The organism is Arthrobacter sp. RAF14, from assembly GCF_052114185.1.
Taxonomy (GTDB): domain Bacteria; phylum Actinomycetota; class Actinomycetes; order Actinomycetales; family Micrococcaceae; genus Arthrobacter_E.
In genome coordinates this window covers 150,307-175,830 of sequence record NZ_JBFREG010000003.1, presented here as the reverse complement: position 1 = coordinate 175,830, position 25,524 = coordinate 150,307, and the positions used below count along the sequence as shown (strand labels likewise).

The window sequence follows — 25,524 nt, the reverse complement described above, 5'->3', positions numbered from 1 at the left end:
CCTACGGCAAGATGGTCCCATGTCATACGAAGCCCTGAAGGACGACGCCGGGAACCCTCCCGCCGAGGTCCTGGCGCGCTTCGGCAAGGCCACCCGCCAGTGGTTCCTGGGCGCCTTCGCCGCCCCCACCCGGGTGCAGGAAGAGGCCTGGCACGCCATCTCGCAGGGCCACCATGCCCTCGTGGTCGCGCCCACCGGCTCCGGCAAGACTCTCGCAGCGTTCCTCTGGGCGCTGGACCGGCTGATCCACGGCCCCGGTGAGGCCTCCTCCCTTCCCGCCCCGGCGCAGGACGGCACCCTGGACATCCCGGACCTGCCCGCGCCGTCCGGTCCCCCGGATCCGGCCTCAGGGAAAGCCGGACCGCGCACCAGAGTCCTCTACATCTCCCCGCTCAAGGCGCTCGGCGTGGACGTGGAACGCAATCTTCGCGCTCCACTGATCGGCATCACCCAGACCGCCAAGGGCCTGGGACTCCCCGCGCCGAACGTCAGCGTAGGGGTCCGGTCCGGCGACACTCCGGCCAACGAACGCCGGAAACTCCTGAGCCACCCGCCGGACATCCTCATCACCACGCCCGAGTCCCTCTTCCTCATGCTGACGTCCAGCGCGCGGGAGACGCTCAAGGGTGTCGACACCGTCATCCTGGACGAGGTCCACGCGGTGGCGGGAACCAAGCGGGGCGCCCATCTGGCCGTCTCCCTCGAACGGCTCGACGCCCTGCTGGAACGGCCCGCGCAGCGCATCGGCCTGTCCGCCACGGTGGAGCCGCGTGATCTCGTGGCCCGATTCCTGGGCGGGGAGTCCCCCGTCTCCGTGGTGGCCCCGCCGGCCTCGAAGACGTGGGAACTCACCGTGAGCGTGCCGGTGGAGGACATGTCGGACCTCCCGGCCGCGGCCTCGGCCCATGACCTCGGCCCGGCGTCCGGACTCCAGCCACAGGCCTCGATCTGGCCGCATGTGGAGGAGAAGATCGTGGACCACGTGCTGGCCCGGCGGTCCACCATCGTCTTCGCCAACTCCCGTCGGCTCGCCGAACGTCTCACCGCCCGGCTCAATGAGATCTACGCGGAGCGCCAGGTCGAGAGTGCCTGGGCGGACGGCTCCACGGACGGACTTAACGACGGCGACGGCGGGCTGCCGGACGGTGACCTCCCCCGTCCGGCGGCCGAGGCCGTGGCGGCAGCCGTCGAGCGCCTGCGGGACGGCGCGCCGGCGTCGACCGGCACACCGGCCCACATGATGGCCCAGGCCGGGCAGAGTTCCGGTGCGGAGCCCATCCTGGCCAGGGCCCATCATGGCTCCGTGTCCAAGGAGCAGAGGGCCCAGATCGAGGACGATCTGAAATCCGGGCGGCTGCGCTGCGTGGTCGCCACGTCCAGCCTGGAACTGGGCATCGACATGGGCGCCGTGGATCTGGTGATCCAGGTGGAGTCGCCACCGTCCGTGGCCAGCGCCCTCCAGCGCGTGGGCCGCGCCGGGCACCAGGTGGGCGAGGTCAGCCAGGGCGTCCTGTTCCCCAAGCACCGGGCCGATCTGGTGCACACGGCCGTGACCGTGGAGCGCATGACCGCCGGCAAGATCGAACGGCTCAGCATCCCTCAGAACCCGCTGGACATCCTGGCCCAGCAGACGGTCGCGGCCACCGCGCTGGGGCCGATCGACGTCGAGCAGTGGTTCACCGTCGTGCGGCGCTCGGCGCCGTTCTCGGCACTGCCGCGCGGAGCCTTCAACGCCACGCTGGATCTGCTCGCGGGCCGGTATCCCAGCGATGAGTTCTCCGAGCTCCGCCCGCGCATCATCTGGGACCGGAACGCCGGGACCATCGAGGGCCGTCCCGGTGCGCAGCGTCTGGCCGTGGTGTCCGGCGGCACCATCCCGGACCGCGGCCTGTTCGGCGTCTACCTGGTGGGCGAGGAGGACTCCAAATCCAGCAAACGCGTCGGTGAGCTGGATGAGGAGATGGTGTACGAATCCCGGGTGGGCGACGTCTTCGCCCTCGGCGCCACGAGCTGGCGGATCGAGGACATCACCTTCGACCGCGTCCTGGTCACCCCCGCCTTCGGGCAGCCCGGCAAGCTCCCGTTCTGGAAAGGCGACTCCCTGGGCCGTCCCCTGGAACTGGGTCAGGCCCTCGGCGAGTTCATCCGGGAGGTGTCCGGAGCGGACGAGTCGGCCGCGGTGGCCCGCTGCGAGCGGATCGGGCTGGACCCCTTCGCCGCCGGGAATCTCGTGGCGTATCTGAACGAACAGCAGCAGTCCACCACGGTGGTGCCGAACGACCGGGCCCTGCTCGTGGAGCGCTTCCACGATGAACTGGGCGATTGGCGCGTGGTCCTGCACAGCCCGTTCGGCATGCCGGTGCATGCTCCCTGGGCTCTGGCCGTGGGGCGCAGGCTCCAGGAGCGGTACGGGCTGGACGGTTCGGTCATGGCCGCCGACGACGGGATCGTGCTGCGCGTCCCCCTCATGGAGGATGAACCGCCGGGAGCAGAGCTGTTCCTCTTCGAACCGGAGGAGCTCGAACGGATCGTCACGGAGGAGGTCGGCGGCAGCGCCCTCTTCGCCTCGCGCTTCCGGGAGTGCGCAGCGCGTGCGCTCCTGCTCCCGCGGCAGACGCCCGGCAAGCGGCAGCCGCTCTGGCAGCAGCGTCAGCGCGCCGCGCAGCTGCTGGACGTGGCGAAGAAGTACCCGCAGTTCCCCATCGTCCTGGAAACAGTCCGGGAGTGCCTGCAGGACGTCTACGACCTCCCCGCCCTGCAGGACGTGGCCGGGCGTATCGAGCGCCGCGAGATTCAGATCTCCGAGACCACCACCTCCCAGCCGTCCCCCTTCGCACGCAGCCTGCTCTTCGGCTACGTGGCCCAGTTCCTCTACGAGGGCGACTCCCCGCTCGCGGAGCGCCGGGCCGCGGCGCTGTCCCTGGATTCCGGGCTCCTGAACGAACTCCTCGGCCGGGTGGAGCTGCGCGAACTCCTGGACCCCGCCGTGGTGGAACAGACCGGGCTGGAACTGCAGCGGCTCCTGCCCGACCGGCGCCTCCGGGGCGTCGAAGGCACGGCCGATCTGCTCCGGCTCCTGGGCCCTCTCACCGTGCCGGAGATCGCGGCGCGCCTGCAGGATCCTGACGACGCCGGGGAGCACGCGCGGCAGCTCGTCGCCACGGGCCGGGCACTGCGTTTCAGCCTGCGGGGCCAGGAACATGTGGCCGCGGTGGAGGATTCCGCCCGGCTGCGCGACGGCCTCGGCGTGCCGCTTCCGATGGGCGTCCCGCTCGCCTTCCTCGAACCGGTCGCCGATCCGCTCGGCGATCTGGTGGGCCGCTACGCCCGCACGCATGGCCCCTTCACGACGGCGGAACTCGCCACACGCCTCGGGCTCGGCACCGCCGTGGTGCTCTCCGTCCTGAAACGGCTCGCCGCCGACGGCCGCGTGGTCGAGGGCGAATTCCGTCCGCATCCCGAGGGTGTTCCGGAGACCCAGAGCCTGGAGAGCGGCCAGAACGGAGCCACTGACGGCGGGGTCTCCGTCGGCGGGGCCCTGCCCGACCCGAGCCTCCCCGGAGGCGCGTCCGTCGGTGAGACGGCCCGGCTGGTCGGCGGCCAGGAATGGTGTGACGCCGAAGTGCTCAGGAGGCTCCGCCGGCGTTCGCTCGCTGCCCTGCGCGCCGAGGTGGAGCCGGTCGACGCGAATGCGTTCGGCCGGTTCCTGCCCTCCTGGCAGAACGTCGGCACCTCCCGGAGCTCCGCGGCTCTCCGGGGTCTCGACGGCGTCCTCACGGTGGTGGACCAGCTCGCCGGTGTGCCCATCCCCGCCTCCGCCTGGGAAAACCTGGTGCTTCCCGCCAGGGTCCGGGATTACTCCCCCACCCTTCTGGACGAGCTCATGGCGAGCGGGGAGGTGCTCTGGACCGGGACCTCCTCCCTGCCCGGCAATGACGGCTGGATCAGCCTGCATCTGGCGGAATCCGCCGCGCTGACGGTCAATCCCGCCCTCGAATTCGACCCCACGGCGCCCCAGGAACGTCTGCTGGAACACCTGGCCGGCGGCGGCGCGTACTTCTTCCGCCCCCTCAAGGAGAGCGCGGGCGGACTGGACTCCGTCCTCACGGATGAGGAGATGGTCGCGGAACTCTGGGGTCTGGTCTGGGCCGGGAGGGTCACCGGGGACACCTTCGCTCCCGTCCGGGCCCTGCTCGCCGGCGGCGGGACCGCCCACAAACAGTCACCGAGGCCGTCCCGCGCCCGACCTCTGCGGCGCTCCCGCCTCGGTCAGGCCGGCGGTTTCCCCGGCGTCGGGCTGGACGGCCCCGGGCTGACGGTCGTGCCGCCCCTGGGCGCGGGACGGTGGTCGGCGGTCATGCCGCAGCCGCTGGATCCCACCGTCCGGGCACACGCCCTCGCCGAGCTGCTCCTGGACCGCTACGGGGTCCTGACGCGTGGTTCGGTGGTCTCCGAACAGGTGCCGGGCGGCTTCGCGCTGCTCTACCGTGTCCTGAGCAAACTGGAGGAGAGCGGCCGGACGCGCCGCGGCTACTTCATCGAGAAACTCGGCGCGGCCCAGTTCTCCGTCCCCGCCACCGTGGATCGGCTGCGGTCCTTCTCCGAGGATGGCAGCATCCTGGCGGCCGAGGACCGCCCCCACACCGCGGTGACACTCGCGGCCACGGATCCCGCCAACGCCTATGGCGCGGCCCTGCCCTGGCCCACCCTGGACGGCGCCGCCAGCGGCCACCGGCCGGGAAGGAAGGCGGGCGCCCTGGTGGTGCTCGTGGACGGTCGGCTGATCCTCTATGTGGAACGGGGCGGGAAGACGCTGCTCAGCTTCACCGAGGACGAGTCCCTGCTGACGGAGGCGGCCGGCTCCCTCGTCTCGACCGTCCGGCGCGGCGCCGTGGACCGGCTGGCCATGGAGAAGGTGAACGGACGGGACCTCCTGGACACCCCCCTGGCCGCCGCGTTCCTCGCCGCAGGCGCCTACTCCACGCCGCGAGGAGTGAGGATCCGTGCCTGAAGGGGATTCCGTCTGGCGCGCCGCTTCACGGCTGGACGCCTTCCTGCGCGGCGCCACCCTGCTCGCCAGCGACTTCCGTGTGCCCCGCTTCGCCACGCTGGACCTGACAGGGTGGCGGACCGAGGAGGTCACGGCCCGCGGCAAGCACCTGCTGCACCGTCTCATCCCTCCGGCCGGCATCGACCGCGAGGGCCTGACCATCCACTCCCATCTGAAGATGGAAGGCGAGTGGCAGCTCTACGAGCCCGGGGAACGCTGGCGGAAGCCCGGGCACACCGCCCGGGTGGTCCTGCGCACCGAGCGGGGGTCCGCCGTCGGGTTCTCCCTGGGCATTCTGGAGGTGCTGAAGACCTCCGCCGAGCCCAGCGTCGTGGGGCACCTGGGCCCCGATCTGCTCGGCTCGGACTGGGACCCGGCGACGGCGGAGGCGAATCTGCGCGCCGACCCCACACGTCCGCTCGGTCTGGCTCTGCTGGACCAACGGGTGATGGCGGGGATCGGGAACATCTACCGGAACGAACTGTGCTTCCTGGCCGGCATCCACCCCGCCGCACCGGTGCAGGCGCTCCTCGACCGGACCGGGATCCCGGACCGCCCCGATCCCAGCCCACACGGCACGCTGGATCTGCCCGGCGTCGTGGCCGAAGCTCATCGGCTCCTCGACATGAACCGTGACACCCCGGCCCGCCAGACCACCTCGCTCCCCCGGGGCATCCGGCCCGCGGGCGGCGGGTCCTGGCCCCGGTACCACGTGTACCGGCGGGCCCGACAGCCCTGTCTGCGGTGCCGGACCCCCCTCCGCGAAGGGTCACTGGGCGAACCGGGACCACGCTCCGGAGGGCCGGCCCGCGCCTCCCAGGACCGCGTCATCTACTACTGCCCGCGGTGCCAGCCGCTCCCGCCCGACCAACCACCCCGGAGGACAGCATGACCAGCCTGGAGACCCGTCTCGACACCATCTTCTCGGCGCGCGACCGGGAGAACATGCAGCCCACCATCGACGCCTTCCTGGAGGTGCTGGCCGAGCACCCGGATCATCCCGAGGTGCTGTATCAGGTGGGCGGCGCCTACGACACGGACGGCCAGGAGGCGGTCGCCGAAGGCTACTACCAACGGGCCATGGAGGCAGGGCTCGACGGCGAGAGCCTGCGCAAGTGCTACCTCCAGTACGGCAGCACCCTGCGGAATCTCGGCGAGCTGGAGCGGTCCGCCGAACTGTTCCGAGCGGGCCGCGAGCAGTTCCCGGCCTCGCTCTCCCTGGGCGTCTTCGAGCTGCTGACGCTGCACGCCCAGGGCCGTCATCATGCGGCGCTCTCCTCGGCGCTGACACTCTTCGCCGACCACGTCGATTCGCCGGAACTCGCCCGCTACGAGGCGGCGCTCCGCGGCAATGCCAAATACCTCGTCGGCCTGGACCGCCAGACGAACCAGACCAGCCAAACCGGCTGAGCGTCACACTCGCCGAATTCGCGACCCACTGAGCGCCACGGCGGTCCCGCCGCGGCACGAGCCGACCGATGTCGCTAGGCTCGGAACACACGCACACCAACCCCACAGCACCGGAGGTGTTTCATGGCCGCAGCCGTCCACGAAGTCAAGGCAGTAGTCGTCCGGGAGAAGGGTGCTCCCGCGAGCATCGAGACCATCCTGGTGCCGGATCCTGGACCCGGAGAGGCTCTGGTCGATGTCCTGAGCTGCGGTGTCTGCCACACGGATCTGCACTACAAGCTCGGTGGCATCGGTGACGACTACCCCTACCTCCTGGGCCACGAATCCACGGCCGTGGTCAGCGCGGTCGGCCCGGATGTCACCGATCTGGAGCCCGGCGACCGCGTCATCCTCAATTGGCGTGCCGTCTGCGGCACGTGCCGCGCGTGCGCCAAGGGTCAGCCGCAGTACTGCTTCGCCACCCACAACGCCACGCAGAAGATGACCCTGCAGGATGGCACGCCGCTCTCGCCGGCCCTCGGGATCGGATCCTTCGCCGAGAAGACCCTCGTCGCCGCGGGTCAGTGCACCAAGATCGATGACGACGTGGACCCCGCCGCGGTCGGCCTGCTCGGCTGCGGCATCATGGCCGGCATCGGCGCCGCCATGAACACCGGTGAGGTCAAGCGCGGCGAATCCGTGGCCGTGATCGGCTGCGGCGGCGTGGGCATCGCCGCGATCGCCGGGGCGAAGCTGGCCGGCGCGACCACGATCATCGCGGTCGACCTGGATCCCGCCAAGGTGGAACTCGCCAAGACGCTCGGAGCGACGCACGGGATCGTCTCCGGAGAGACTGACCCGGTGGAGGGCATCCGCGAGCTGACCGGGGGCTTCGGCGCCGACGTCGTGATCGATGCGGTCGGGCGTCCGGAGACGTACAAGCAGGCGTTCTACGCTCGTGACCTGGCCGGACGCGTGGTCCTGGTCGGGGTCCCCACTCCGGAGATGACGCTGGACCTCCCGCTGCTGGACGTGTTCGGCCGCGGCGGCTCCCTCAAGTCCTCCTGGTACGGCGACTGCCTGCCCAGCCGCGACTTCCCCATGCTGGTGGACCAGTACCGGCTGGGCCGTCTGCCGCTGGACGCCTTCGTCACCGAACGCATCGGCCTGGGCGAGGTCGAGGCGGCCTTCGACAAGATGCACCGCGGCGAAGTGCTGCGTTCGGTGGTGGAACTGTGACCGCCCGCATCGAGCACCTGGTCACGTCGGGGACCTTCTCCCTGGACGGCGGCACCTGGGACGTGGACAACAACGTGTGGATCGTGGGCGACGACGCCGAGGTGCTGGTGATCGACCCCGCCCACGACGCCGCTCGCATCGCCGAAGCCGTGGCCGGGCGGACGGTCCAGGCAGTCCTGCTCACCCACGGCCACGACGACCACATCCGCCACGCCCGGGAGTTCGCCGAGCTGGTGAACGCCCCGGTGCACCTGCATCCCGAGGACCGGATGCTCTGGGAGGCGGTCTACCCCGAGACGGCGCCGGACGAGGAGATCGCCGACGGGCAGCGCTTCACGGTCGCGGGGACGGAACTGGTGGCCGTGCACACCCCGGGTCATTCCCCCGGCTCCGTGAGTTTCCACGCGCCCGCGCTCGGCGCCGTGTTCACCGGGGACACCCTGTTCCAGGGCGGCCCCGGTGCCACGGGCCGCTCCTACAGCGACTTCCCCACCATCATCGACTCGATCCGGGAGCGTCTCCTGACCCTCCCGGCCGAGACGGTGGTCCACACCGGCCACGGGGAATCGACGAGTATCGGGGCCGAGGCTCCGCAGCTTCAGGAATGGATCGACCGGGGCCACTGACGCCCGTTCACCTCATCGATTGCTCCGTAGATGTCGTTTTCAGGCGTGAAAAGGACGTTTACGGAGCAGTCGAGGGGAGACGCTCGACGGCGGGAGCCTCCACCTTGGCGCCCCCGCGGTGCACGCCCGGGATCGCGAAGACCGGCATGAGCCACTGCACCAGCGGGCCGATGCCGAACGCGTAGGCCACGGTCCCCACGCCGAGCACTCCGCCCAGGGCCCAGCCGATGGCCACCACCGTCACCTCGATCAGTGTGCGGCAGCGCCACAGCGGCCATCCTGTGCGCCGCGCCAGACCGGTCATGAGACCGTCGCGGGCTCCCGGCCCGAAGTTCGCGGAGATGTAACAGGCCGTCGCCACCGCGTTCAGCACCAGGGCCCCGAGCAGGAACAGCACTTGCCACAGCAGGCCGTCGGCCCGTGGGATGAGCGGCATCGAGAGGTCCACGAACAGCCCCACCAGGACCGCGTTGGCGAGCGTGCCCCAGCCCGGCCGCTGCCGCAGGGGGATCCAGAGCAGCAGGATCAGGAAGCTCAGCACGATGATCACCACACCCGTGCTGATCCCGGTCAGCCGCGCAACGCCCTGATGCAGGATGTCCCAGGGAGCGGTGCCCAGCCCGGCGCGGATGAACAGGGCGATGGAGAAGCCGTAGAGGGCCAGGCCGGCGGTGAGCTGAGAAATCCTTCGGAACATCATGACTCCACCTTCCCAGCCAAGTGGCTATGAAAAACATAGCCACTTTGAGATACTGGCTTCGTGAACCAGGCCATTTCGAGCACACCCTTCGTCCGGCTCCTCGGCGAATGGCGCCGCGGCACGGCGCCCGCGTACCGCGAGCTGGCCGACGTCGTGCGTCTTCTCATCCTAGATGGGCGCCTGCCGCTCGACTCGGCGCTGCCCAGCGAGCGCACGCTGGCTCTGGCGCTCGGGGTGAGCAGGACGACCGTGACGGCCGCGTACAACGCGCTGCGGGAGGAGGGCTTCCTCTCCGCCGGGCAGGGCACACGGGCGCGCACCTGCATCCCCAGCCAGACGGGGAACGCGGACCCCTGGGCGGCCCGGACGGACTACGCGCCGGGACTGCGCGCACCCGAGGGGGTGGTCGACTTCGCCTACGCGTGCCTCCCCGCCAACGGCGCGGCCGTTCATCAGGCCTACACCGCCGCACTGAGCGAGCTGCCCGCACTGCTCCCCGGATTCGGCTACGACTCGTACGGGCTCCCCGAACTCCGGGAGGCCATCGCCGCGAAATTCACCGCCGAGGGCCTGCCCACCACCGTGGACCAGGTCATGGTCACGAGCGGGGCGCAGCAGGCGATGACCCTGGCCCTGGCGGCATTCGTCAGCCCGGGGCAACGGGTCCTCGTGGAACACCCCAGCTACCCTCACGCGCTGGACGCCCTCAACGCCCGCAGGTGCAAGGCGGTCCCCCTCGCGTTCCCGCTCGCCGGGGACTGGGACGTCGACGGCTTCGAGGCCGCCCTCGCCCGGCACCGCCCAGCCGCGGCGTACTTCATCCCGGATTTCCAGAACCCCACGGGCCGCCTCATGCCTGCGGACCAGCGACGCCGTGTGGTGCGGGCCGCGACGGCGGCCGGCACGGTGCTGATCGCCGACGAGACACTGCGGGACATCGATTTCGACGGCATCGCTCCCCCGCACCTGGGCTCGTACGGCCCGGGCGTGGTCACGATCGGCTCGCTGAGCAAGACCCATTGGGGCGGGCTCCGCATCGGCTGGGCACGGGCGTCGGCGGAGAACATCCAGCGCATGGCGTGGGCCCGGACTCCACTGGACCTCGGCGGCCCGGTGGCCGAGCAACTGGCCGGCCGGCACCTCCTCCAGCACGACCTTCCGGGCCTGCGCCCACGGCTGGTCGAGCTGGAGCGGCAACGGGACACCCTGCTCGCACTCCTGGCGGAACACCTGCCGGGATGGCGCACCGAGAAGCCCCGCGGCGGGCTGTCCGTGTGGTGCCGGCTCCCCGGGACGGGTGCCCAGGGCGAGGCTGTGAGCAGCGCTGCACTGACCCTCCTGGCGGCACAGCGCGGGGTCCGGCTGGCCGCGGGACCGCGTTTCGGCGTCGGCGGCGCGTTCGAACATTTCCTGCGCCTGCCGTTCACCCTTCCACCCGGCGACCTCGAACGAGGCGTGCTGGTGCTCAGGGACGCCCAGGACCAGCTGCTCCGCACCCCCGGACTCCGGCGCCTGCTGCCCGAACCGCCCGCCGTCGCGATCGCCTGACGCCCCGCCCCTCACGAACGACCGCTCCACAGGGCACCGATTCCACCCGTTTCCAGGGTTGGGACGGCGCCCTGCGGAGCAGTCGATTCGAAGGGACGAAAGCTCAGGAGTAGAGGCCCTCGAGGTACCGGCTCCACGCGGCGGCGGTGGCCTCGGAGTCCCCCGATCCGGAGAAGTCGTGGACGGTCAGACCCACCACGGAGCCGAAGTGGTTCCGGCCGAAGAAGCGGTACAGGGCGTCGCTCGTGCGGATCCCGAAGAACCATTCGTTGGCGTAGTCGAGTTCGCCGTTCAGCTCACCGACCCCGGGGACCGTCACGGAGACCTTGTCCCCGGCCTGCGCCTCGGCGATCCCGAAGGCCTCCTTGAGCTTGTCGAACGCATCGGTGGTTCCCGAGGCGGCCGGGCCCTGGACGTCGGTGAACACCACGGACTGGCCGTCGAAGTACTTGAGGTACTGCCCCAGGGTGTGCTGGTAGAACAGCGTGTGCTTGGACGCGCCGTCATACTGCTGGTCCCAGTCATCGGTGAAGACTCCGCTGTGCACATAGTTGATGCGGGACTTGCCGCCCGGAAGCGCCTCGATGGTGTTCTCCAGCTGGTTGAACCACCCGTCGGGGCCGTCCATCCGCGAGATCACATGCGTGGGGTATTCCTTGACCGGGTACTCGGCCGGCCACTGGTCCGTGGGGAACATCCAGGCGGCGGTGGCGTCGTTGATCGCCTCCCACACCCGTTCGGGAGTGGCTTCCACCTCGGTGGTGGCTTCGATGCGGAATTCGCGGTTCTCACTCATGGTCCTGCTCCTTGTCTGCGTCTACGGTGTCTGCGATGCCGCTTGCGGGCGCGGCGGCTTCCGCGCCCTTCTTCAGTTCGGGGTGCAGCGCGAGCACCAGGCGGTGCCGGCGCGCGCCGGGGGTGCCGGCGTCGTGATACTTCTCCACCAGGGAGTCGACGACGGCGGACAGCTCCTGGGCGAACTCCGCCCGGTCGCGGGCGCTGGCGAAGCTGAGCTCGGCGTCGATCGCGAAGGTCGCCAGCGGCTTCCGCGCGGCGACCGCTCCCGCGATCAGCTTGCCCACTTCCTGGACCAGCCGCCCCGCGAGGGCGAGCATCCAGAAGGCGGAGAAGCGGTCCGTGTACTTCTCGGGTTTCGGCGCCATGGAGGCCAGAGCCAGCGGCGAGATCAGGTACGACCCTGCGCTGGACTGCATGACCCGCTCGGTCATATTGCCCTTGCGCCGCTCCTCCACCAGTTCCACCAGACCGGCCGATTCCAGGGCCTTGAGGTGGTAATTCACCTTCTGCCGAGGGGCCCCGATCCGCCCGGCCACCGTGGCCGCCGAGGCGGGTTCCACGAGCGCTTCCAGGATCCGCGAGCGCATGGGGTCCAGCGAGACCTCTGCGACCTGGGGATCCTCGATCACTTCGATGTCCTTCATGGCTCCATGATTTCACCGACAAATTTTCTTGTCAAGAAGATTTTTCCCTCCAACCATCGACTGCTCCACAGGGTGCCGCTTCCGGCCTGAATCGGCGGGAAAACGGCATCCTGTGGAGCAGTCGATGAAAGGGGCGGTCTGCGAAAAGGAGCGGCCCGAGCCTCAGAGCGCCTGGGCGACCTCGACCAGCAGGCCTTCGGGGCCGCGGAGGTAAGCGAGCAGGTAGATGTCCTGGTAATTGACCAGCTCCCGCACCAGGCCGTAACCGGCCGCTTCGGCCCGCGCCACGACGTCGCGCACATCGTCCACCTGGTAGCAGATGTGGCTGAACCCGTAGCTGTTGACGGGTCGTCCGCCCGAATCGCCTTCGGCGGGCGGAGTGATGAAGCGGGTGAGTTCGAGCTTCCCCTCCCCGCCGCCGGGCGGCCGGACCATCGCCATCTCCACCTGGGTTCCGTTCAGGCCGTTCACCCGGTCAGCCCAGGGGCCGCCGACTTCGGCCCGGCCCTCCACCTCGAACCCGAGCGCCTCGAAGAACGCGATGGCGCCGTCCAGGTCCTGCACGGTCACACCCACATGGTCCAGCCTGAAAGTGGTCATGGCGCCAGCCTACGCCCGGGCCTCGCCGTCGGGGACCCCTGCGTGAGAATGCACTTTCTCGGGGTTCCAGACCTCATCGCCCCGAGAAAGTGCACAGTCGACGGAATGCGCGCCCCGCCAGCACCGCCCGCCACCCGACCAACCGCCTCCCGACTAAACTGTCCCGGTGATGAGATCCCCCCTGCCGGTCCGCGACGGCGTCAACGCCACCCGCCTGCGCCTGCCGCACGACGGCCCGTGGGAGACCGCGCTGGAATACATGCTGCACCGCTGGGGCCACGTCGACCCCCAGGGGATCCTGGATCGCTTCGACGCCGGGGAGATCGTCGGCGAGACCGGCGCACCGCTGGACCGTGGCACTCCCCTCCGCGACCACACCTTCATCTGGTATTACCGCACGCTCCCGGCCGAGGAGCGACTACCCGTGGAGTTGTCCATCCTGCACCAGGACGGCGATCTGCTGGTGGTGGACAAGCCGCACTTCCTGCCCACCACCCCCGGCGGGACCTACATCCAGGAGTCGGCCCTGGTCCGGCTGCGCAAACTGCTCGACATCCCGGACCTCATCCCCATGCACCGCCTGGACCGCATGACCGCGGGCGTGCTGCTGTTCTCCACCAACCCGGACACCCGCGGGAAGTACCAGGTGCTCTTCGAGAAGCGGAAGGTGCAGAAGGAGTACGAATGCGTCTCCGCCGCGATCCCCGCCGAGGGCTTCGCCGAACCGGAGTTCCCGGCCCTGGTCCGCAATCGCATGGCCAAGTCCCGCGACTACCTTCTGGCCCAGGTGGTGGACGGCGAGCCCAACACCGAGACGCGCATCGAGCGCGCGAAGGTCTTCAGCACCCGGAACGACGACGGCGCACACCCCCGCGGGCGCGCCCTCTACCGTCTGGAACCGCACACCGGGAAGACGCATCAGCTGCGCGTGCACATGGCGTCGCTGGGGCTGGGGATCGTCAACGACCCCTTCTACCCCGTCCTGCTGGACAAGGCCCCGGACGACTACGACCGGCCGCTCCAGCTCCTGGCCCGAGGCATCCGCTTCGTAGACCCGCTGTCCGGCAAGCCGGTGGAATACCGCAGCGAGCTGACGCTGTCCGAAGCGCACGGCGGCTGAGGGTCCTGCGGCTCAATACCCAGGCGAGTCAGCACCCGGCCGACTCAATACCCAGGCGGCTGGTAGCCGAGCCGGCTCGACAATCCCATGCCGACGCCGAGCACCCAGAGGATGCTGAAGCCCACGCTGATCCAGCCGAGCACCTTGCCCGCCGTCGCCGTGACTCCGAGGGCTTCGGCACGGCCCGCCTGGACGATCGCGACGGGCCCGAAGACGATGCCCAGCACGAACAATCCGATCACGCCCGACACGAGGGCCCGCGTGCGGTGGCCGACCCCCTGCAGGTAGTCCGTCTGGCTCTCGACCGTCAGCTGACCGTCGCGCAGCCGGGCCAGATACGCCGCGTCCTGACTGGGCCGAGCGCTGGCGACCACTGCCAGGATGAGCAGCGCGGCCACCACTCCCAGGGTCAGGATGATGATGAGCAGAACCGGCCACGGGCCATCGAACAGTCTTCCCATGGAAATACCCCCAAAGATCTCCGTACGAGTGAACGGTGCCCACTTTACCGGCCCGGGATTCACCGCCCGCGGCTCCGCCCCCACCCCGGCCCGCGGTGACGTACCTTGTAGCCATGGACTTCTCCGATCCCACCACGTGGAGCACCGCGCTCTACTGGTGGATCGTCCCCCTGGTGATGGCGGACACCGTCTTCCCGCCCCTGCCCTCCGAGGCGCTGGTGGTGGCGGCGGGCGCCCTGGCCGCGGAGGGGCACTGCTCCCTGCCACTCGCGCTGGCCCTCGCGACCCTCGGCTCGTTCCTGGGCGAGCTCGTCGTGTTTCTGCTGTTCAAGCGGCGGCTGGCCCATCTCATGGACCGGTGGACGCTCACCTCGAAGATCCATGCGGGGATACACCGCGCCCTGGAACGCGCAGGGCGGACACCGACCTACGGCGTGATCATCGGACTCCGCTTCCTGCCGGGCGGGCGGCTCGCGCTCTCCGCCGGATCCGGGATCGCGGACGTGTCCACCCGGAGCTTCGTGGCGTGCTCGCTCCTGGGCAGCCTCCTGTGGGCCGCGTGGAGCGTCGGCCTCGGCTACGTCACCGGCCACACCACCCGCCTGCCGTTCTGGGCCAGCTCACTGCTGGGGCTCGCGGTGGGCGTGCTGGTGGGCGGCGTGCTGGGGCTGATCGTGACCCGCCGCCGTCGTCGGTCATCCTGACACCGGACGGCGCAAGACACCGACGACGACGGCCGCGCGGGGCAGGAGCCTCCCGCCCCGCGCGGCGCGCCGCGGCTCAGCCCGTGTTGCGCAGGCCGGCGGCCACTCCGTTGATGGTGATGAGCATGGCCCGCTGCAAGGTCTCGGCGATCTCCGACTCCCCGGCGCCGGCCTCCTCCCGGACGCGGCGCAGGAGTTCCACCTGCAGGTAGCTGATGGGATCCAGGTACTGGTCACGGACCCGCAGGGAACGCTGGAGGGTGGGCTGCGCGTCCAGGAGTTCGTTCTCCCCGGTCAGACGTTCCACCTCCGCCACCGTCAGCGCGTGCTCGGCACGGATGGCGTCGAAGAGCCGGTGCAGTTCCTCCGGGACCAGCGTGCCGACGTAGTGACTCGCGATGTCCATGTCCGTCTTGGCCAGGGTCATCTCCACGTTGGAGAGCACCGAGGCGAAGAAGTTCCAGCGCTGCGCCATCTCCTGCAGTTCCTGCTCCAGACCGGCTTCGCGGGCGGCCTTCAGACCCGAACCGACGCCGAACCAGCCGGGCACGATCTGACGGGACTGCGTCCAGCCGAACACCCAGGGGATGGCCCGCAGACCGCCCAGACCGGCCCCGGAGTCGGGGCGCTTGGACGGGCGGGACCCGATGTTGAGCTGGCCCAGCTGCTCCACCGGGGTGGACGCCAGGAAGTACGCCGGGAGGTCGGGGTCGTCGATCAGCGTGCGGTACCGGGCGAACGCCGCGTCCGAGATGACGTCCATGACCTGGCCGTAGCGCTCCCGTTCCTCCTCCGTGGTGCGCGGGGCCCGGTGCAGGGCCGAACCCTGCATGACGGCCGCCAGGGAGAGCTCCAGGTTCTCGCGGGCCAGCTCCGGCAGCGAGTACTTGTCGCTGATGACCTCGCCCTGTTCGGTGAACTTGATCTCGCCTTCCAGGACGCCGTTCGGCTGGGCCAGGATGGCGTCATAGGTGGGCCCGCCGCCGCGGCCCACCGAGCCGCCCCGGCCGTGGAAGAGGCGCAGGCGCACCCCGTGCTTGAGTGCCACGTCGCGGAGCTTGCGCTGTGTCTTGTGGATCTCCCACTGGCTGGTCATCACGCCGGACTCCTTGTTGGAGTCGGAGTAGCCGAGCATGATCTCCTGCACGTCGCCGCGCAGCCGCACGAGTTCGCGGTACGAGGGTTCGGAGAGGAGCTGGTCCACGATCTCCGCCGAGGCACGCAGCTCATCCACCGTCTCCAGCAAGGGTGCGAAACCGATCTTGGCGTAGCGGTTCTCGCCGTGCAGCTGGACCAGGCCTGCCTCGCGGGCCAGGACCGCGGGGGCCAGAACGTCATCGGCGCCGCGGGTCATCGAGATGATGTAGGTCTCGATCACGTCCGGACCGTAGGCCTTGAGCGCCTGCCGGATCACCCGGAACACGTTGTAGGTGTTGTCCGCGACGCCGTCCAGCACGATTGGGTGGCCGGAGAGCGGGCGGTGCGAGGCCAGCTCGGCCCGGAGCACGTCCCAGCGTTCCTCCCGGGACAGCTCCGCGTAGGGGCCGCTCAGCTCGCCGATGCGGTCGAAGAGCTGGCCGACGGCGTCATGGTGGTGGTCCGCGTGCTCCCGGATGTCCAGCGTGGCCAGCTGAAGGCCGATCGAGGCGACGGCTCGCTGCACCCGCGCCAGCGCGCCGTCGGCGGCCAGGGATGCGGAGTGTTCGCGCAGGGAGTTCTCCACGAGCCGCAGATCCGCCAGGACGGCTTCCGTGCTGACGTAGTCACGGCCGGGCTCATGGGGTCCGCCCGCGGCGATGCGGCGGGCCGTGTTGAGCAGGCGCGCCTTGATGCAGGTCAGCTTGAGACGGTACGGCTCCTGGGCGTTCAGCTCGAGAACCCGCTTGTCCAGGCCCGGGAGCTTCGCCAGATCCTCGCGGAGCGACTCCTGAAGCTCCTCGCTGGCGCCGGCCAGGGCGGTGGAGTTGGACAGCACGGAGATGAGGTCGTCCAGGAGGGAGATGGCGATCCGGACCGCGTTCTGGTTCTGGAGCTGGAGGATCTCGCGGGTGACCTCGGCCGTGACGTTCGGGTTGCCGTCCCGGTCGCCGCCGATCCAGGAACCGAACCGGATGGGGGCCTTCTCGGCCGGCAGGGTGACGCCGTGTTCGGCCAGGAGGTCCCCGAGCTCGGTCATGACCTCCGGCATGGCCCCCGTGAGGATGTTGCCGAGGTAGTAGATGGCGTTGCGGGCCTCGTCGATCGGGGTGGGCCGGACCTGGCGCAGTTCGTCGGTCTGCCACATCTGGTCGATGATCTCGGCGAGCCGGCGGTCCTGGCGGCTGCGGGCGGAGGTCCCCTCCTCGGTGGGCTCGGACAGCACATCGGAGAGGGCGCGGAGCTTGTCCAGCACGGACCGGCGGGAGGCCTCCGTCGGGTGCGCGGTGAACACCGGGCGGACGTCCAGTTCGTTGACCAGGTCCTGCAGTGCTTCGGTTCCGGCGTGCTCGGCGATCTCGGTGACGGCGCGTGCCAGCCAGCCGTCCTTCTCAGCCCGGGAGCGCAGAACACGCACGCGGTGGACCTGCTCGGCTGCGTTCACCAGGTGGAAGTAGAAGGCGAAGGCGCGGACCAGGCGGGTGGCCTCCTCGAGCGGCAGGGAGGAGAGCAGCTCGCGGACCTGCTGCGCGACGTCGTCGGCGCTCCAGGGCCCGGTGGCGTCACCGACGCCGCGCGCGGCTTCCTTGGACTCCTTGGTCAGGAGGCGCACCTGCTCCACGAGCTTGAGGAGTTCGGGGCCGTGCTGACGCACCAGGGACTGGCCCAGGAGCGTGGAGACCCGGCGGACATCGGCACGCAGCTCCGCGGCCAGTTCCTCGCTGGGGTCACCCGGATTCGGGACGGCGGTGGGCACAGGGTTGTTCAACGGCATGGGCGCTTCCTCGGAACAGGGGATGGCCAGTACACGTCGCTGGATACTGAGAGCCAGATCGGCTGGCTGCTGAGCATGTGATCTTAGCCGCAAGCACCCTCTGAGGGGAACCATCGGCCGCCGTGCGGACCGTTCAGGCAGCGCTCCGCACGGCCCGGACGCGCGGCGCGTAGCCACTGCGCCAGACGTAGACGATCGCGAGCAGAAGTCCTCCGCCCAGGATCACGGCCCACCAGGGGAAGCCGGGGATGGTCGGAATGGCCGCGGCGGCTTCGATGTCGGCGGGCGGCGTCGGCGTGACCCGCTCCCCCGTGACCAGGATGCGCTGGGAGTTGATGCCGAGCGGCGTGCAGGTGACCAGGGTGACCAGGTCCTTGCCCGGGACGGCCTGCAGGGGCTTGGTCTGATCCGGGTCCACCACCTGGGTGTTGACGACCTTGTAGCTGATCACTTCGCCGGCGACGGAGAGGCTGAACATGTCGCCCTCCTTCACCCGGTCCAGATCGGTGAACATGGTGGCGTTCGCCAGGCCGCGGTGCCCGGTGATGACCGAGTGGGTGCCGGTGCCTCCCACCGGCAGGGAGGTGCCCTCCAGGTGGCCCAGACCCTTGAGCAGGGTGTCATCCGCGGTGCCGTGGTAGATCGGCAGATCGACCCCGATCGACGGGACCATGAGGCGTGCCATGACCCCGGTGGCGGGGTCTTTGAGGATCGCGTCGTACTTCAGCGAGCTGTCGCTGCTCTTGCCTTCGCCCGTGGGGATGCGCTGGTTGGCGTCGAGCACGGCGCCGGAGGCGAGGGCCTTGTTGTAGGCGTGGGCGAGCCGGAGCTGCTCGTTCTCGCGGCCGCGGTCGGCGTCCACGGACGTGGCGCTGTTGGCGATCACCCGTGACTGCTCGAGCTGGGAGTACCAGGAGGCCACTGTGGGATACAGGAGCACCGCCATCCCGGCCAGGGCTATGACGGCGACCACCACGGCGGCCACCGGCAGACGCCAGGCGCGGGCGGGGCGGGCAACGCGCCGGCCCCGGGCGGTGCCCGGGGCCGGCGCTGTGCTGGGAGCGTTCATGAACTCACCCGTTGGGGGTCACCGGTCTCAGCGCTGTGCTGCGCGACGGCGGCTGATGACCAGCGCGGCGCCGACGGCGACCAGGACCAGGGCGATGCCGGTGACGGTCAGCAGGAGCTGGCCCTCGGCGCCGGTGAACGGCAGAGTCACGGCGGGCTGCTGCGTGTTGGCGATCTTCAGCACGACCGGGGCGGTGTCACCGTTGGCCTTGACCGTGACCTGGGTCCACGGGTCCTGGGGCAGGGTGTAACCGGCCGGAGCCTGGGTCTCCTTGACCCAGTAGGTCTTACTGGTGACGTCGTTGTTGCCGACCCAGAGGCTGATGGAGGCCTTGCCGTTGGCGTCGGTCACGAGGGTACCCACGGGCTGAGCGGCGTCCTTGGCGGTGTAGATCTCGAAGTGAGCGCCGGAGAGGGTCTTGCTCTCGTCCTGCTGGGCGTACTTGAGGATCTGCAGCGGGCCCCAGTTGGTGCTCGGCTTGTTGGTGTCCACCTTGGAGCCGTTGGTGTTGACGGTGGCGCTGTTCTTGATGACGCCGTCGGTCCCGAGGGAGGTGACCTTGGTGGTCACCTTCGCCACGACGGTCTGGCCTGCGGAGAGCTTGGCCACGCCGGCCGGGGTGAAGGTGATGGTGACGAGGCCGTTGGACTCGGTGACGGTGTAATCGGTGCCGGAGGTGAAACCGTCCACGGTGGCGGAGGTGTAGCTCAGGCGGGAGTCCAGCTGGTCGGTGATGACGAAGGACTTGTAGGTGTCACCGGCGGCCAGGGCGGGCACCGGGGCGTTGATGGTCCAGGTGACCTGGGAGCCCAGCACCGGAGCGACCGGATCGGCCACCTCCTTGGTGGGGGTGGTGGTGTTGATCTTGTTCTTCGGGTACACGTGCACGTCGTAGAGCCAGTTGCCGTTGCTCTGCGGCAGCGGCAGGGTCACCAGGAACGGCTGGGCCGGGGAGATCACGTTGTTGGTGCCCGGGTCGGTCTCGGTGACCAGGTACACGGCCTGCGGCAGGGACTGGGTCACGGAGCCGTCGGCGCCGGTGGTCACGCTGACCGGGGTGCCGAACGCGTAGCCGTTCGCCGCGGTCACATCGGAGGCCTTGACACCCTGCAGCAGATCCCAGCCGGCCTGCGTGTGCAGGTCGAGGACCTGGCCGTTCTTCGAGGTCACCGGGGTGATCTTGAAGGTCACCCCGGCCAGGGCGTTGCCGAGCTGCGAGGTGTCGGTCTTCTGGGTGCCGTCACCGGCCGCGCCGGGCGTGCCGTCGTACTTGTGGATCGTCAGCGACGTCGGCGTGGACTCGTTGATGTTGCCTGCCGACGGTGCCGGGGTGTCCGCCTGGGCTGCGGCGGCGCCGCCGACCAGTGCGAGCGCGACGGCGCCGGCCAGGGCGGCGAAGCGCCGCCCCAGGCCAAACGTGGAGTGGCCCATGGTGTTGGTTTCCTTTCGGAGGTCACCGGCGGCGATCGCCGGAGATGCGGGGATGGAGTGTTGTCTGCGGTGGAAGATCATGACTTGGCGGCCCGGCGACGGTGCAGGACGACGGCGGTGGCGCCGGCTCCCAGCAGCACGGCGAGTCCGCCGAGGGTGAAGAGGTCCGAACCCGTGCCACCGGTGAGCGGCAGGGTCACGGCCGCACGCTGCACGTTCTTGAACGCCGTCGTGAACGCGAAGTCCTTGCGATCCGAGGTGAGCGTGAAGCGGTGCGGGGTCGTGTCCAGGACGTAGCCGGCGGGAGCGGACTTCTCCACGAGGGTGTAGTCGCCCAGGTTCAGGCCGGCCAGGCTGAAGGCGCCGGCGGCCGGGTCCTTGTCGGCGCCGGTGCAGGACGCAGCGGAGGAGGCGACGCAGTCGGTGACCTCCTGGGTGGCGCCGCCCGGACCGGTCAGGGTCCAGACGGACCCGGCGAGGGCACGGCCGGATTCGTCGGCCTTCTTCCAGGTCACGGAGCCGGCCTGGTCCTGGTTGGTGATGGTGCACGTGACGTTGGCGCCGGCGGCGACGGAGACCGTCTTGCCGTCCGCTGCGAGCGTGCCGCCCTGGCAGGTGATGCCGGCCTGCTCGTACCCGGCCAGGAGGTCCTCGGAGATGACCCAGGACCCGGTGGCGACGTAACGCTTCTGACCGGTGTTGTAGCTCAGCACGTTCTGGCCCTGGGCGGCCTTGAGGTGGCCGTTCCAGTCCGTGGCGCTGCGGGTGCCGCCGTGCGTGTTCTTGACGTTCTTGATCACGGTCAGGCTCTGGCAGGTCACGGTGTTGGTCACCTGGTAGACGTTCTCGGCGCCCGGGAGCTTCACGGTGGTGGGCTGCCCGATGGCCTGGGTGCCGTTGACGCCCGGCCCGGAGATCGTGGCGGAACTGAGGGTGCAGCCGGGGAACGCGTTCGGGTCGATGACCGTGGTCTCGCCGATGCCGACGTTCTGGCCGAGCGTGAAGCCGGTGCGGCGCTGGCCCCAGGCCACGGACCCGGTGCCGGTGCCCGCAGGGGTGAGCGACGGCGTCGCGGAGATCCCGGCGGGCTGCTGACCGTTCGCGTAGCTCGTGCCGTCCACCACCCAGGTCTTGTTGACGGTCACCGCGGCGGAGCGCGGCGAGTTCACGATCCGGCACAGGATTTCCTGACCGGTGGCCGGGATGGTCACGGAGCCGGAGGTTCCGGTGCCGGAGACCGCCGGGGACATCGGCTGACCGTCCACGGTGCACTGGTAGCTGCTGGTGTACCCGGAGAGGCTCGTGCCGCCGGCGCCGGTTTCGGAGAAGGTCACGGTGGTGCCGCGGACGGCGGGCAGCGGGCCCACGCGCTCGGACTGCACACCCGTGGCCGTGCCGGTGGTGGTCGCGGTGCCGAGGGTGGTGGAGCCCTGGGCCAGGTTCAGGGTGAACTGGTCGGTGTCGTTGACACGGCCCTGGACGTCCTTCTCCAGTGTGATGGTGGCCGGGGAGGAACAGGAGGCGAGGTCGGTGCCGGAGTAACCGGAGGTCGAGGACGCCACCGTGGAGGGGTTGGTCCAGTTGGGCATGTCGTAGGAGGTGACCGTGTTTCCGGTGCCGAGGTACGCCTTGCCGGAGGCGTCGAAGGCCACGCCGTTGACATTCGCGTTGGTGGTGAACGAGTTCGAGGTCGACGACGGGATGGTGCCGCCCGTGCCGCCCGCGAGGTTGGCCGCGGTCACGGAGAACACCGTGGTGGTGCTCCCGACGCCGCGCACCACGAAGAGGTTGCCTGCGGCGTCGAACGCCATGTCACCGTTGGAGGCGGAGTTCGCGTTCGCGGAGGTGTTCAGGGTGCCCATGAAGGTGAAGCGGGGCGTGCTTCCCGGGTTGTACCGCCACAGGTAGAAGCTGGTGCCGCTGCTGGAGAAGCCTCCGAAGTAGTACGCGCCGGTCTTCAGGTCCACGGCGCCGGCCACGAGCTGGCCGGTGTAGCCGTCATTCGCCGTGTTGTACGAGTCGCCGGTGTTGCTCCAGGTGCCGCTGTTCGGGTCGAAGGAGAACATGGTGGCCGTCCGCCCGGCATTGGTGCGCTCATAGGCCAGGACGGGCGAGCCGCCCGTGCCGATGCCGAGGCCGTTGAAGCTGGCGACTCCGCTGGCACGGGTGCCGATCGGCGTCACGGTGCCCGCGCTGACTTCCTGGAGCTGACCGGTGGAGGAGACACCGTAGACGTAGCCCGCGGTGCACTGGATCGTCGTCGCAGCATTCACCATGGGGACCGGCGCGGCGGGCACGGAGGCGGGCGCCGGGGTGCCGAGCGCCTGAGCGGGTGCTGCGCCGCCGATCACCGCGCCGGCGAGCAGCGCGCAGAGCAGCGCGACGTGCACCATGAGGGGACGTCTTCTCCCGGCTGGCGGGTTTCCAGGCCGAAACGGCACAAACATCAGGCTCTCCTTAGGGCGGGTGCGACGTCGGGCGACGGGGGCTTGACCGGTGCCGGTGTGATCTCCGGCGCTGCCTCTCCGAGGAACTCCTCGGGAACGAGAAGCTCGCGGTGGCACTCGCAGCGGCAGACCGGGCAGGCGTCATGCTTGCCGTCACGGCAGTCGAAGGTCGTGTACTTCGGCAGCCTGTCTCCGGCCCCGGTTCCGTCGGAACCCGGGCGCCGAGCACGAGGCCCCTTGCCGGGTTCGCGGCGCAGAGCACGCATGATCCAGTTCACGTCCGTCCTTCCCTGTGGCATCAGCGCTCAACCGAGCCCAGGGCGGCCGCCCCTTTCGCCTGTTCATGGACCTAGTGAGGGGTCTGACGGATTCGTGACGGAGAAAATGCGGACTTTCACCACAAATTTTCGTGTCGCGCAAGTCACATAAAAGAATGTCGGAAATTTAAGTGATTTCCGCGACACGATCCGCGGATTCCGCCCACTTAACCCGCTTTCAGGGCGGCGCCTCGGACGTCGCCGAAGGCCGGCTTCCAGGACTCGTCCGAGCGCCCCCAAATGACCGACGGGACGACGACGGCGGTCACACGGCGCGGGAAAGTGCCCATGGAAATGGGGCGACGATGAGACCGGCATCGGCAGTGAGCCGCAGGATCCGGGCCCCGGGAGGAAGAAGCGCGGGTGCCGGCTATGCCGCACAGGCGGCGATCTTAGGGAACGCCGGCACCCGCATCCCGTACACCGAGCCGCATCAGCTCAGCGCACAGAAGTCCCGGTCCAGGAGCAGAACGAGACCTGCATCGGGGGCCACGGCCAGACCGAGGCTCCCGACACCTATAGAGAGCAGTGCACGGGGCAAACGTGACGCACAAGCAGCAGATGAAATCCTCGTGACTGCGGAGGGCGCATCCGGCGGCCTCGGCGAGCCGCGCGGGCGCGCCCGCGCCGCCCCACCTCTCAGGGCCCCAAGGCCTCAGAAGAGGCCCACCTCGCAGAAGAACTCGAATCCGGGCAGGCAGACGATGGTGGTGGTCGGATTCGGCGTCGGCAGTCCGGTGTCGGTGGGCGTGGCGGTATCAGTCGGCGTCGCGGTGTCGGTCGGGGTCGCCGTGCTGGTGGGCGTCGCGGTATCCGTGGGCGTCGGCAGTCCGGTGTCGGTCGGGGTCGCCGTGCTGGTGGGCGTCGCGGTTTCCGTGGGCGTCGGCGTACTGGTCTCGGTCGGCTTGGCCGTGGGCGTTCCGGTCTTGCTCGGCGTCGAGACGGTCGTCGGCTCGGCCGTCGTCGACGGCGTGGTGCTCTTGATCGGCTCCGGCGACGCGGTGCCCGGCGCCGACGGCGCGGGAGTGGGCGTCAGCGCGGGAGGAGCGGGCAACAGGGGCGCGATCAGCTGCGGCAGATCAGACGGACTCGGCGCGGGCTTCGGAGCCGGATCCGTGGCCTTCGCCGGAGCGGCCTTCTTGGCCACCGGCGGCTTCGCGGAGGACGGCGTCACCGGGGCCGGGACGGACTTCGGCGCGGCCTGCTGGACGCTCGGGGCGGCCGGCGTCGTCGGCGTCTGCCACCCGGCCAGGACGGACGGCGCCATCACCAGACCCACGGCGACGACGGCGATCCCCGCCACGGCGGCACCGACGCCGAGAGCTCCGGCACCGGCCAGCGCACCGCCGGCGGCGCCACCAGCGCCACCGCCCGCGCCGCCACCAGCGGAACCGGCACCTGCGCCTGCATCTGCGGACCCCGCGAGCACGCCGGCGCCCAGGCTGCCGGCGGTTCCGCCGAGCGAGCCGAGGACGGCCGTCTGGCCCGCCGGGCTGAGCCACCAGGCGGCGGGGCCCACCCCGATGATGAGCGGCAGCAGGACGGCCTTGATGGTGGCGCGCACGTCGCCGAGCTCCACCATGATGGCCGTGCACTTGGCGCACGTCTCCAGGTGGTCCTGGACCTTGCGCTCGGCGCCGCGGGGCAGACTCCCCCGGACGTAGGCGCCCAGCTTGTCACGGTACGGACGGCACTCCTCGGGCACTTCTCCGTTCACGTGGGCCTGCAGGTATTCGCGGCGCAGAGCGTCCCGCGCGCGAACACCCAGGGCGGAGACGGCGTTGGGCGCCAGACCCATGATCGGCGCCACCGCCGCGGGTTTCTGTCCCTCCACGTCCAGGTACCAGAGGACCTCCTGCCAGCGTTCGGGAAGAGCCCGGAAGGCGGTGGCCGCGGCCTGGTTCTCGAACTCCATCAGCGCCGGGTCGTCGGGGGTCTCCAGGCGGTCGAGCTGCTGTTCGTCGGCCGTGGGGATGGCCCGCCCGGCGCTGCGGTTGCGGGCGTAGGCGGTCCGCCGCACCACCTGCAGAAGGTAGGCGCGGAAGAAGGTGTCCGGACCGTCGCCGGTCCTGAGCTTGTCCAGGACCGCGTGAAAGGAGTCCGCCACGACGTCTTCGGCGTCGGCGTAGTTGTCCACGGCCTGGCGGGCGATCGAGAGCGCCAAGGGGGCGTGCCGCTCGTAGAGCACGCCGAAAGCATCCTGGTCCCCTTCACGGACCCGGAGACACAGATCCCCGTCACTCATCTGGGTGTCATCCGACACGCCGTACCCCCTCCGTTGCGCCGCGTTTCCTCCGAAACGCTCCCCGTAGAAGAGAAGTAGTCTGAGGGTCCGGATCGTGACGCCGGAATGTTCAATCTTTTTTTAATTGTGACACTTCCCACGGTTTCCGGAAGTCGCGTCACGATGTGCCAAGCTTGCACACTGAATTTTACGTTAGACGTGAACGCTGAGGACTGGACGAAAAGG

The 25,524-nt window shown here is 69.9% G+C and carries 18 protein-coding genes; 8 read left to right on the top strand and 10 right to left on the bottom strand.

Annotated features, from left to right (window positions below):
- The first annotated feature begins 19 nt into the window (after positions 1-19).
- The 5 genes from AB4Y75_RS11095 (at position 20) to AB4Y75_RS11075 (ending at position 8,304) form a co-directional block, all read left to right on the top strand.
- Positions 20-5,011 carry a DNA glycosylase AlkZ-like family protein gene (locus AB4Y75_RS11095; RefSeq protein ID WP_441435936.1) on the top strand — a complete coding sequence of 1,664 codons (4,992 nt, stop codon included), beginning with the start codon at positions 20-22 and terminating at the stop codon, positions 5,009-5,011.
- Positions 5,004-5,942, top strand: a complete 939-nt coding sequence (locus AB4Y75_RS11090) for a DNA-formamidopyrimidine glycosylase family protein (protein ID WP_441435935.1) — start codon at positions 5,004-5,006, stop codon at positions 5,940-5,942. Before AB4Y75_RS11095 ends, AB4Y75_RS11090 begins: the two co-directional genes overlap by 8 nt.
- Entirely contained in the window at positions 5,939-6,460 is a 522-nt protein-coding gene (locus AB4Y75_RS11085; RefSeq protein WP_441435934.1) for a tetratricopeptide repeat protein, read from the top strand. The genes AB4Y75_RS11090 and AB4Y75_RS11085 overlap by 4 nt, the downstream gene beginning before the upstream one ends.
- A gap of 123 nt (positions 6,461-6,583) precedes the next feature.
- A complete protein-coding gene (locus AB4Y75_RS11080; protein ID WP_441435933.1) occupies positions 6,584-7,678 on the top strand; it encodes an S-(hydroxymethyl)mycothiol dehydrogenase in 1,095 nt (364 codons plus the stop codon).
- Complete coding sequence (locus tag AB4Y75_RS11075) at positions 7,675-8,304, top strand: MBL fold metallo-hydrolase (RefSeq protein ID WP_441435932.1); 630 nt, start codon at positions 7,675-7,677, stop codon at positions 8,302-8,304. Before AB4Y75_RS11080 ends, AB4Y75_RS11075 begins: the two co-directional genes overlap by 4 nt.
- A gap of 58 nt (positions 8,305-8,362) precedes the next feature.
- Here the strand turns inward: AB4Y75_RS11075 and yczE are convergent, their stop codons facing one another.
- Positions 8,363-9,004 (bottom strand): membrane protein YczE, encoded by a 642-nt coding sequence (gene yczE, locus AB4Y75_RS11070; RefSeq protein WP_441435931.1) that lies wholly within the window; start codon positions 9,002-9,004, stop codon positions 8,363-8,365.
- A 60-nt stretch (positions 9,005-9,064) separates the two neighbouring features.
- Between yczE and yczR the strand changes: the two genes are divergently transcribed.
- Positions 9,065-10,552, top strand: coding sequence for a MocR-like transcription factor YczR (gene yczR, locus AB4Y75_RS11065; RefSeq protein ID WP_441435930.1), 1,488 nt, complete (start codon positions 9,065-9,067; stop codon positions 10,550-10,552).
- Between the two features lie 103 nt (positions 10,553-10,655).
- On the opposite strand, the gene AB4Y75_RS11060 is transcribed toward yczR, so the two are convergent.
- The 3 genes from AB4Y75_RS11060 to AB4Y75_RS11050 form a co-directional block, all read right to left on the bottom strand.
- The gene (locus AB4Y75_RS11060) at positions 10,656-11,348 is read right to left on the bottom strand and encodes an SRPBCC family protein (RefSeq protein ID WP_441435929.1); all 693 of its coding nucleotides are present in this window, start codon (positions 11,346-11,348) and stop codon (positions 10,656-10,658) included.
- The gene (locus tag AB4Y75_RS11055; RefSeq protein ID WP_441435928.1) at positions 11,341-11,994 is read right to left on the bottom strand and encodes a helix-turn-helix domain-containing protein; all 654 of its coding nucleotides are present in this window, start codon (positions 11,992-11,994) and stop codon (positions 11,341-11,343) included. Before AB4Y75_RS11055 ends, AB4Y75_RS11060 begins: the two co-directional genes overlap by 8 nt.
- 162 nt (positions 11,995-12,156) lie before the next feature.
- Positions 12,157-12,594, bottom strand: coding sequence for a VOC family protein (locus tag AB4Y75_RS11050; RefSeq protein ID WP_441435927.1), 438 nt, complete (start codon positions 12,592-12,594; stop codon positions 12,157-12,159).
- A gap of 169 nt (positions 12,595-12,763) precedes the next feature.
- Between AB4Y75_RS11050 and AB4Y75_RS11045 the strand changes: the two genes are divergently transcribed.
- Positions 12,764-13,714 (top strand): pseudouridine synthase, encoded by a 951-nt coding sequence (locus tag AB4Y75_RS11045; RefSeq protein ID WP_441436032.1) that lies wholly within the window; start codon positions 12,764-12,766, stop codon positions 13,712-13,714.
- A gap of 44 nt (positions 13,715-13,758) precedes the next feature.
- Here AB4Y75_RS11045 and AB4Y75_RS11040 read toward each other — a convergent pair whose 3' ends face one another.
- On the bottom strand, positions 13,759-14,175 hold the full coding sequence (locus tag AB4Y75_RS11040) for a hypothetical protein (RefSeq protein WP_441435926.1): 417 nt from the start codon (positions 14,173-14,175) through the stop codon (positions 13,759-13,761).
- 113 nt (positions 14,176-14,288) lie between these two features.
- Here AB4Y75_RS11040 and AB4Y75_RS11035 point away from each other — a divergent pair, with 113 nt between their 5' ends.
- Entirely contained in the window at positions 14,289-14,879 is a 591-nt protein-coding gene (locus AB4Y75_RS11035) for a DedA family protein (RefSeq protein ID WP_441435925.1), read from the top strand.
- A 76-nt stretch (positions 14,880-14,955) separates the two neighbouring features.
- Here AB4Y75_RS11035 and ppc read toward each other — a convergent pair whose 3' ends face one another.
- From ppc to AB4Y75_RS11010, 5 genes are all read right to left on the bottom strand, one after another.
- Positions 14,956-17,790, bottom strand: coding sequence for a phosphoenolpyruvate carboxylase (ppc, locus tag AB4Y75_RS11030; RefSeq protein ID WP_441435924.1), 2,835 nt, complete (start codon positions 17,788-17,790; stop codon positions 14,956-14,958).
- 133 nt (positions 17,791-17,923) lie between these two features.
- Positions 17,924-18,859, bottom strand: coding sequence for a class C sortase (locus tag AB4Y75_RS11025; RefSeq protein ID WP_441435923.1), 936 nt, complete (start codon positions 18,857-18,859; stop codon positions 17,924-17,926).
- A gap of 27 nt (positions 18,860-18,886) precedes the next feature.
- Complete coding sequence (locus tag AB4Y75_RS11020; RefSeq protein WP_441435922.1) at positions 18,887-20,290, bottom strand: SpaH/EbpB family LPXTG-anchored major pilin; 1,404 nt, start codon at positions 20,288-20,290, stop codon at positions 18,887-18,889.
- A 77-nt stretch (positions 20,291-20,367) separates the two neighbouring features.
- Complete coding sequence (locus AB4Y75_RS11015; protein ID WP_441435921.1) at positions 20,368-22,683, bottom strand: SpaA isopeptide-forming pilin-related protein; 2,316 nt, start codon at positions 22,681-22,683, stop codon at positions 20,368-20,370.
- 1,026 nt (positions 22,684-23,709) lie between these two features.
- The gene (locus AB4Y75_RS11010) at positions 23,710-25,299 is read right to left on the bottom strand and encodes a sigma-70 family RNA polymerase sigma factor (RefSeq protein ID WP_441435920.1); all 1,590 of its coding nucleotides are present in this window, start codon (positions 25,297-25,299) and stop codon (positions 23,710-23,712) included.
- Positions 25,300-25,524 lie beyond the last annotated feature (225 nt).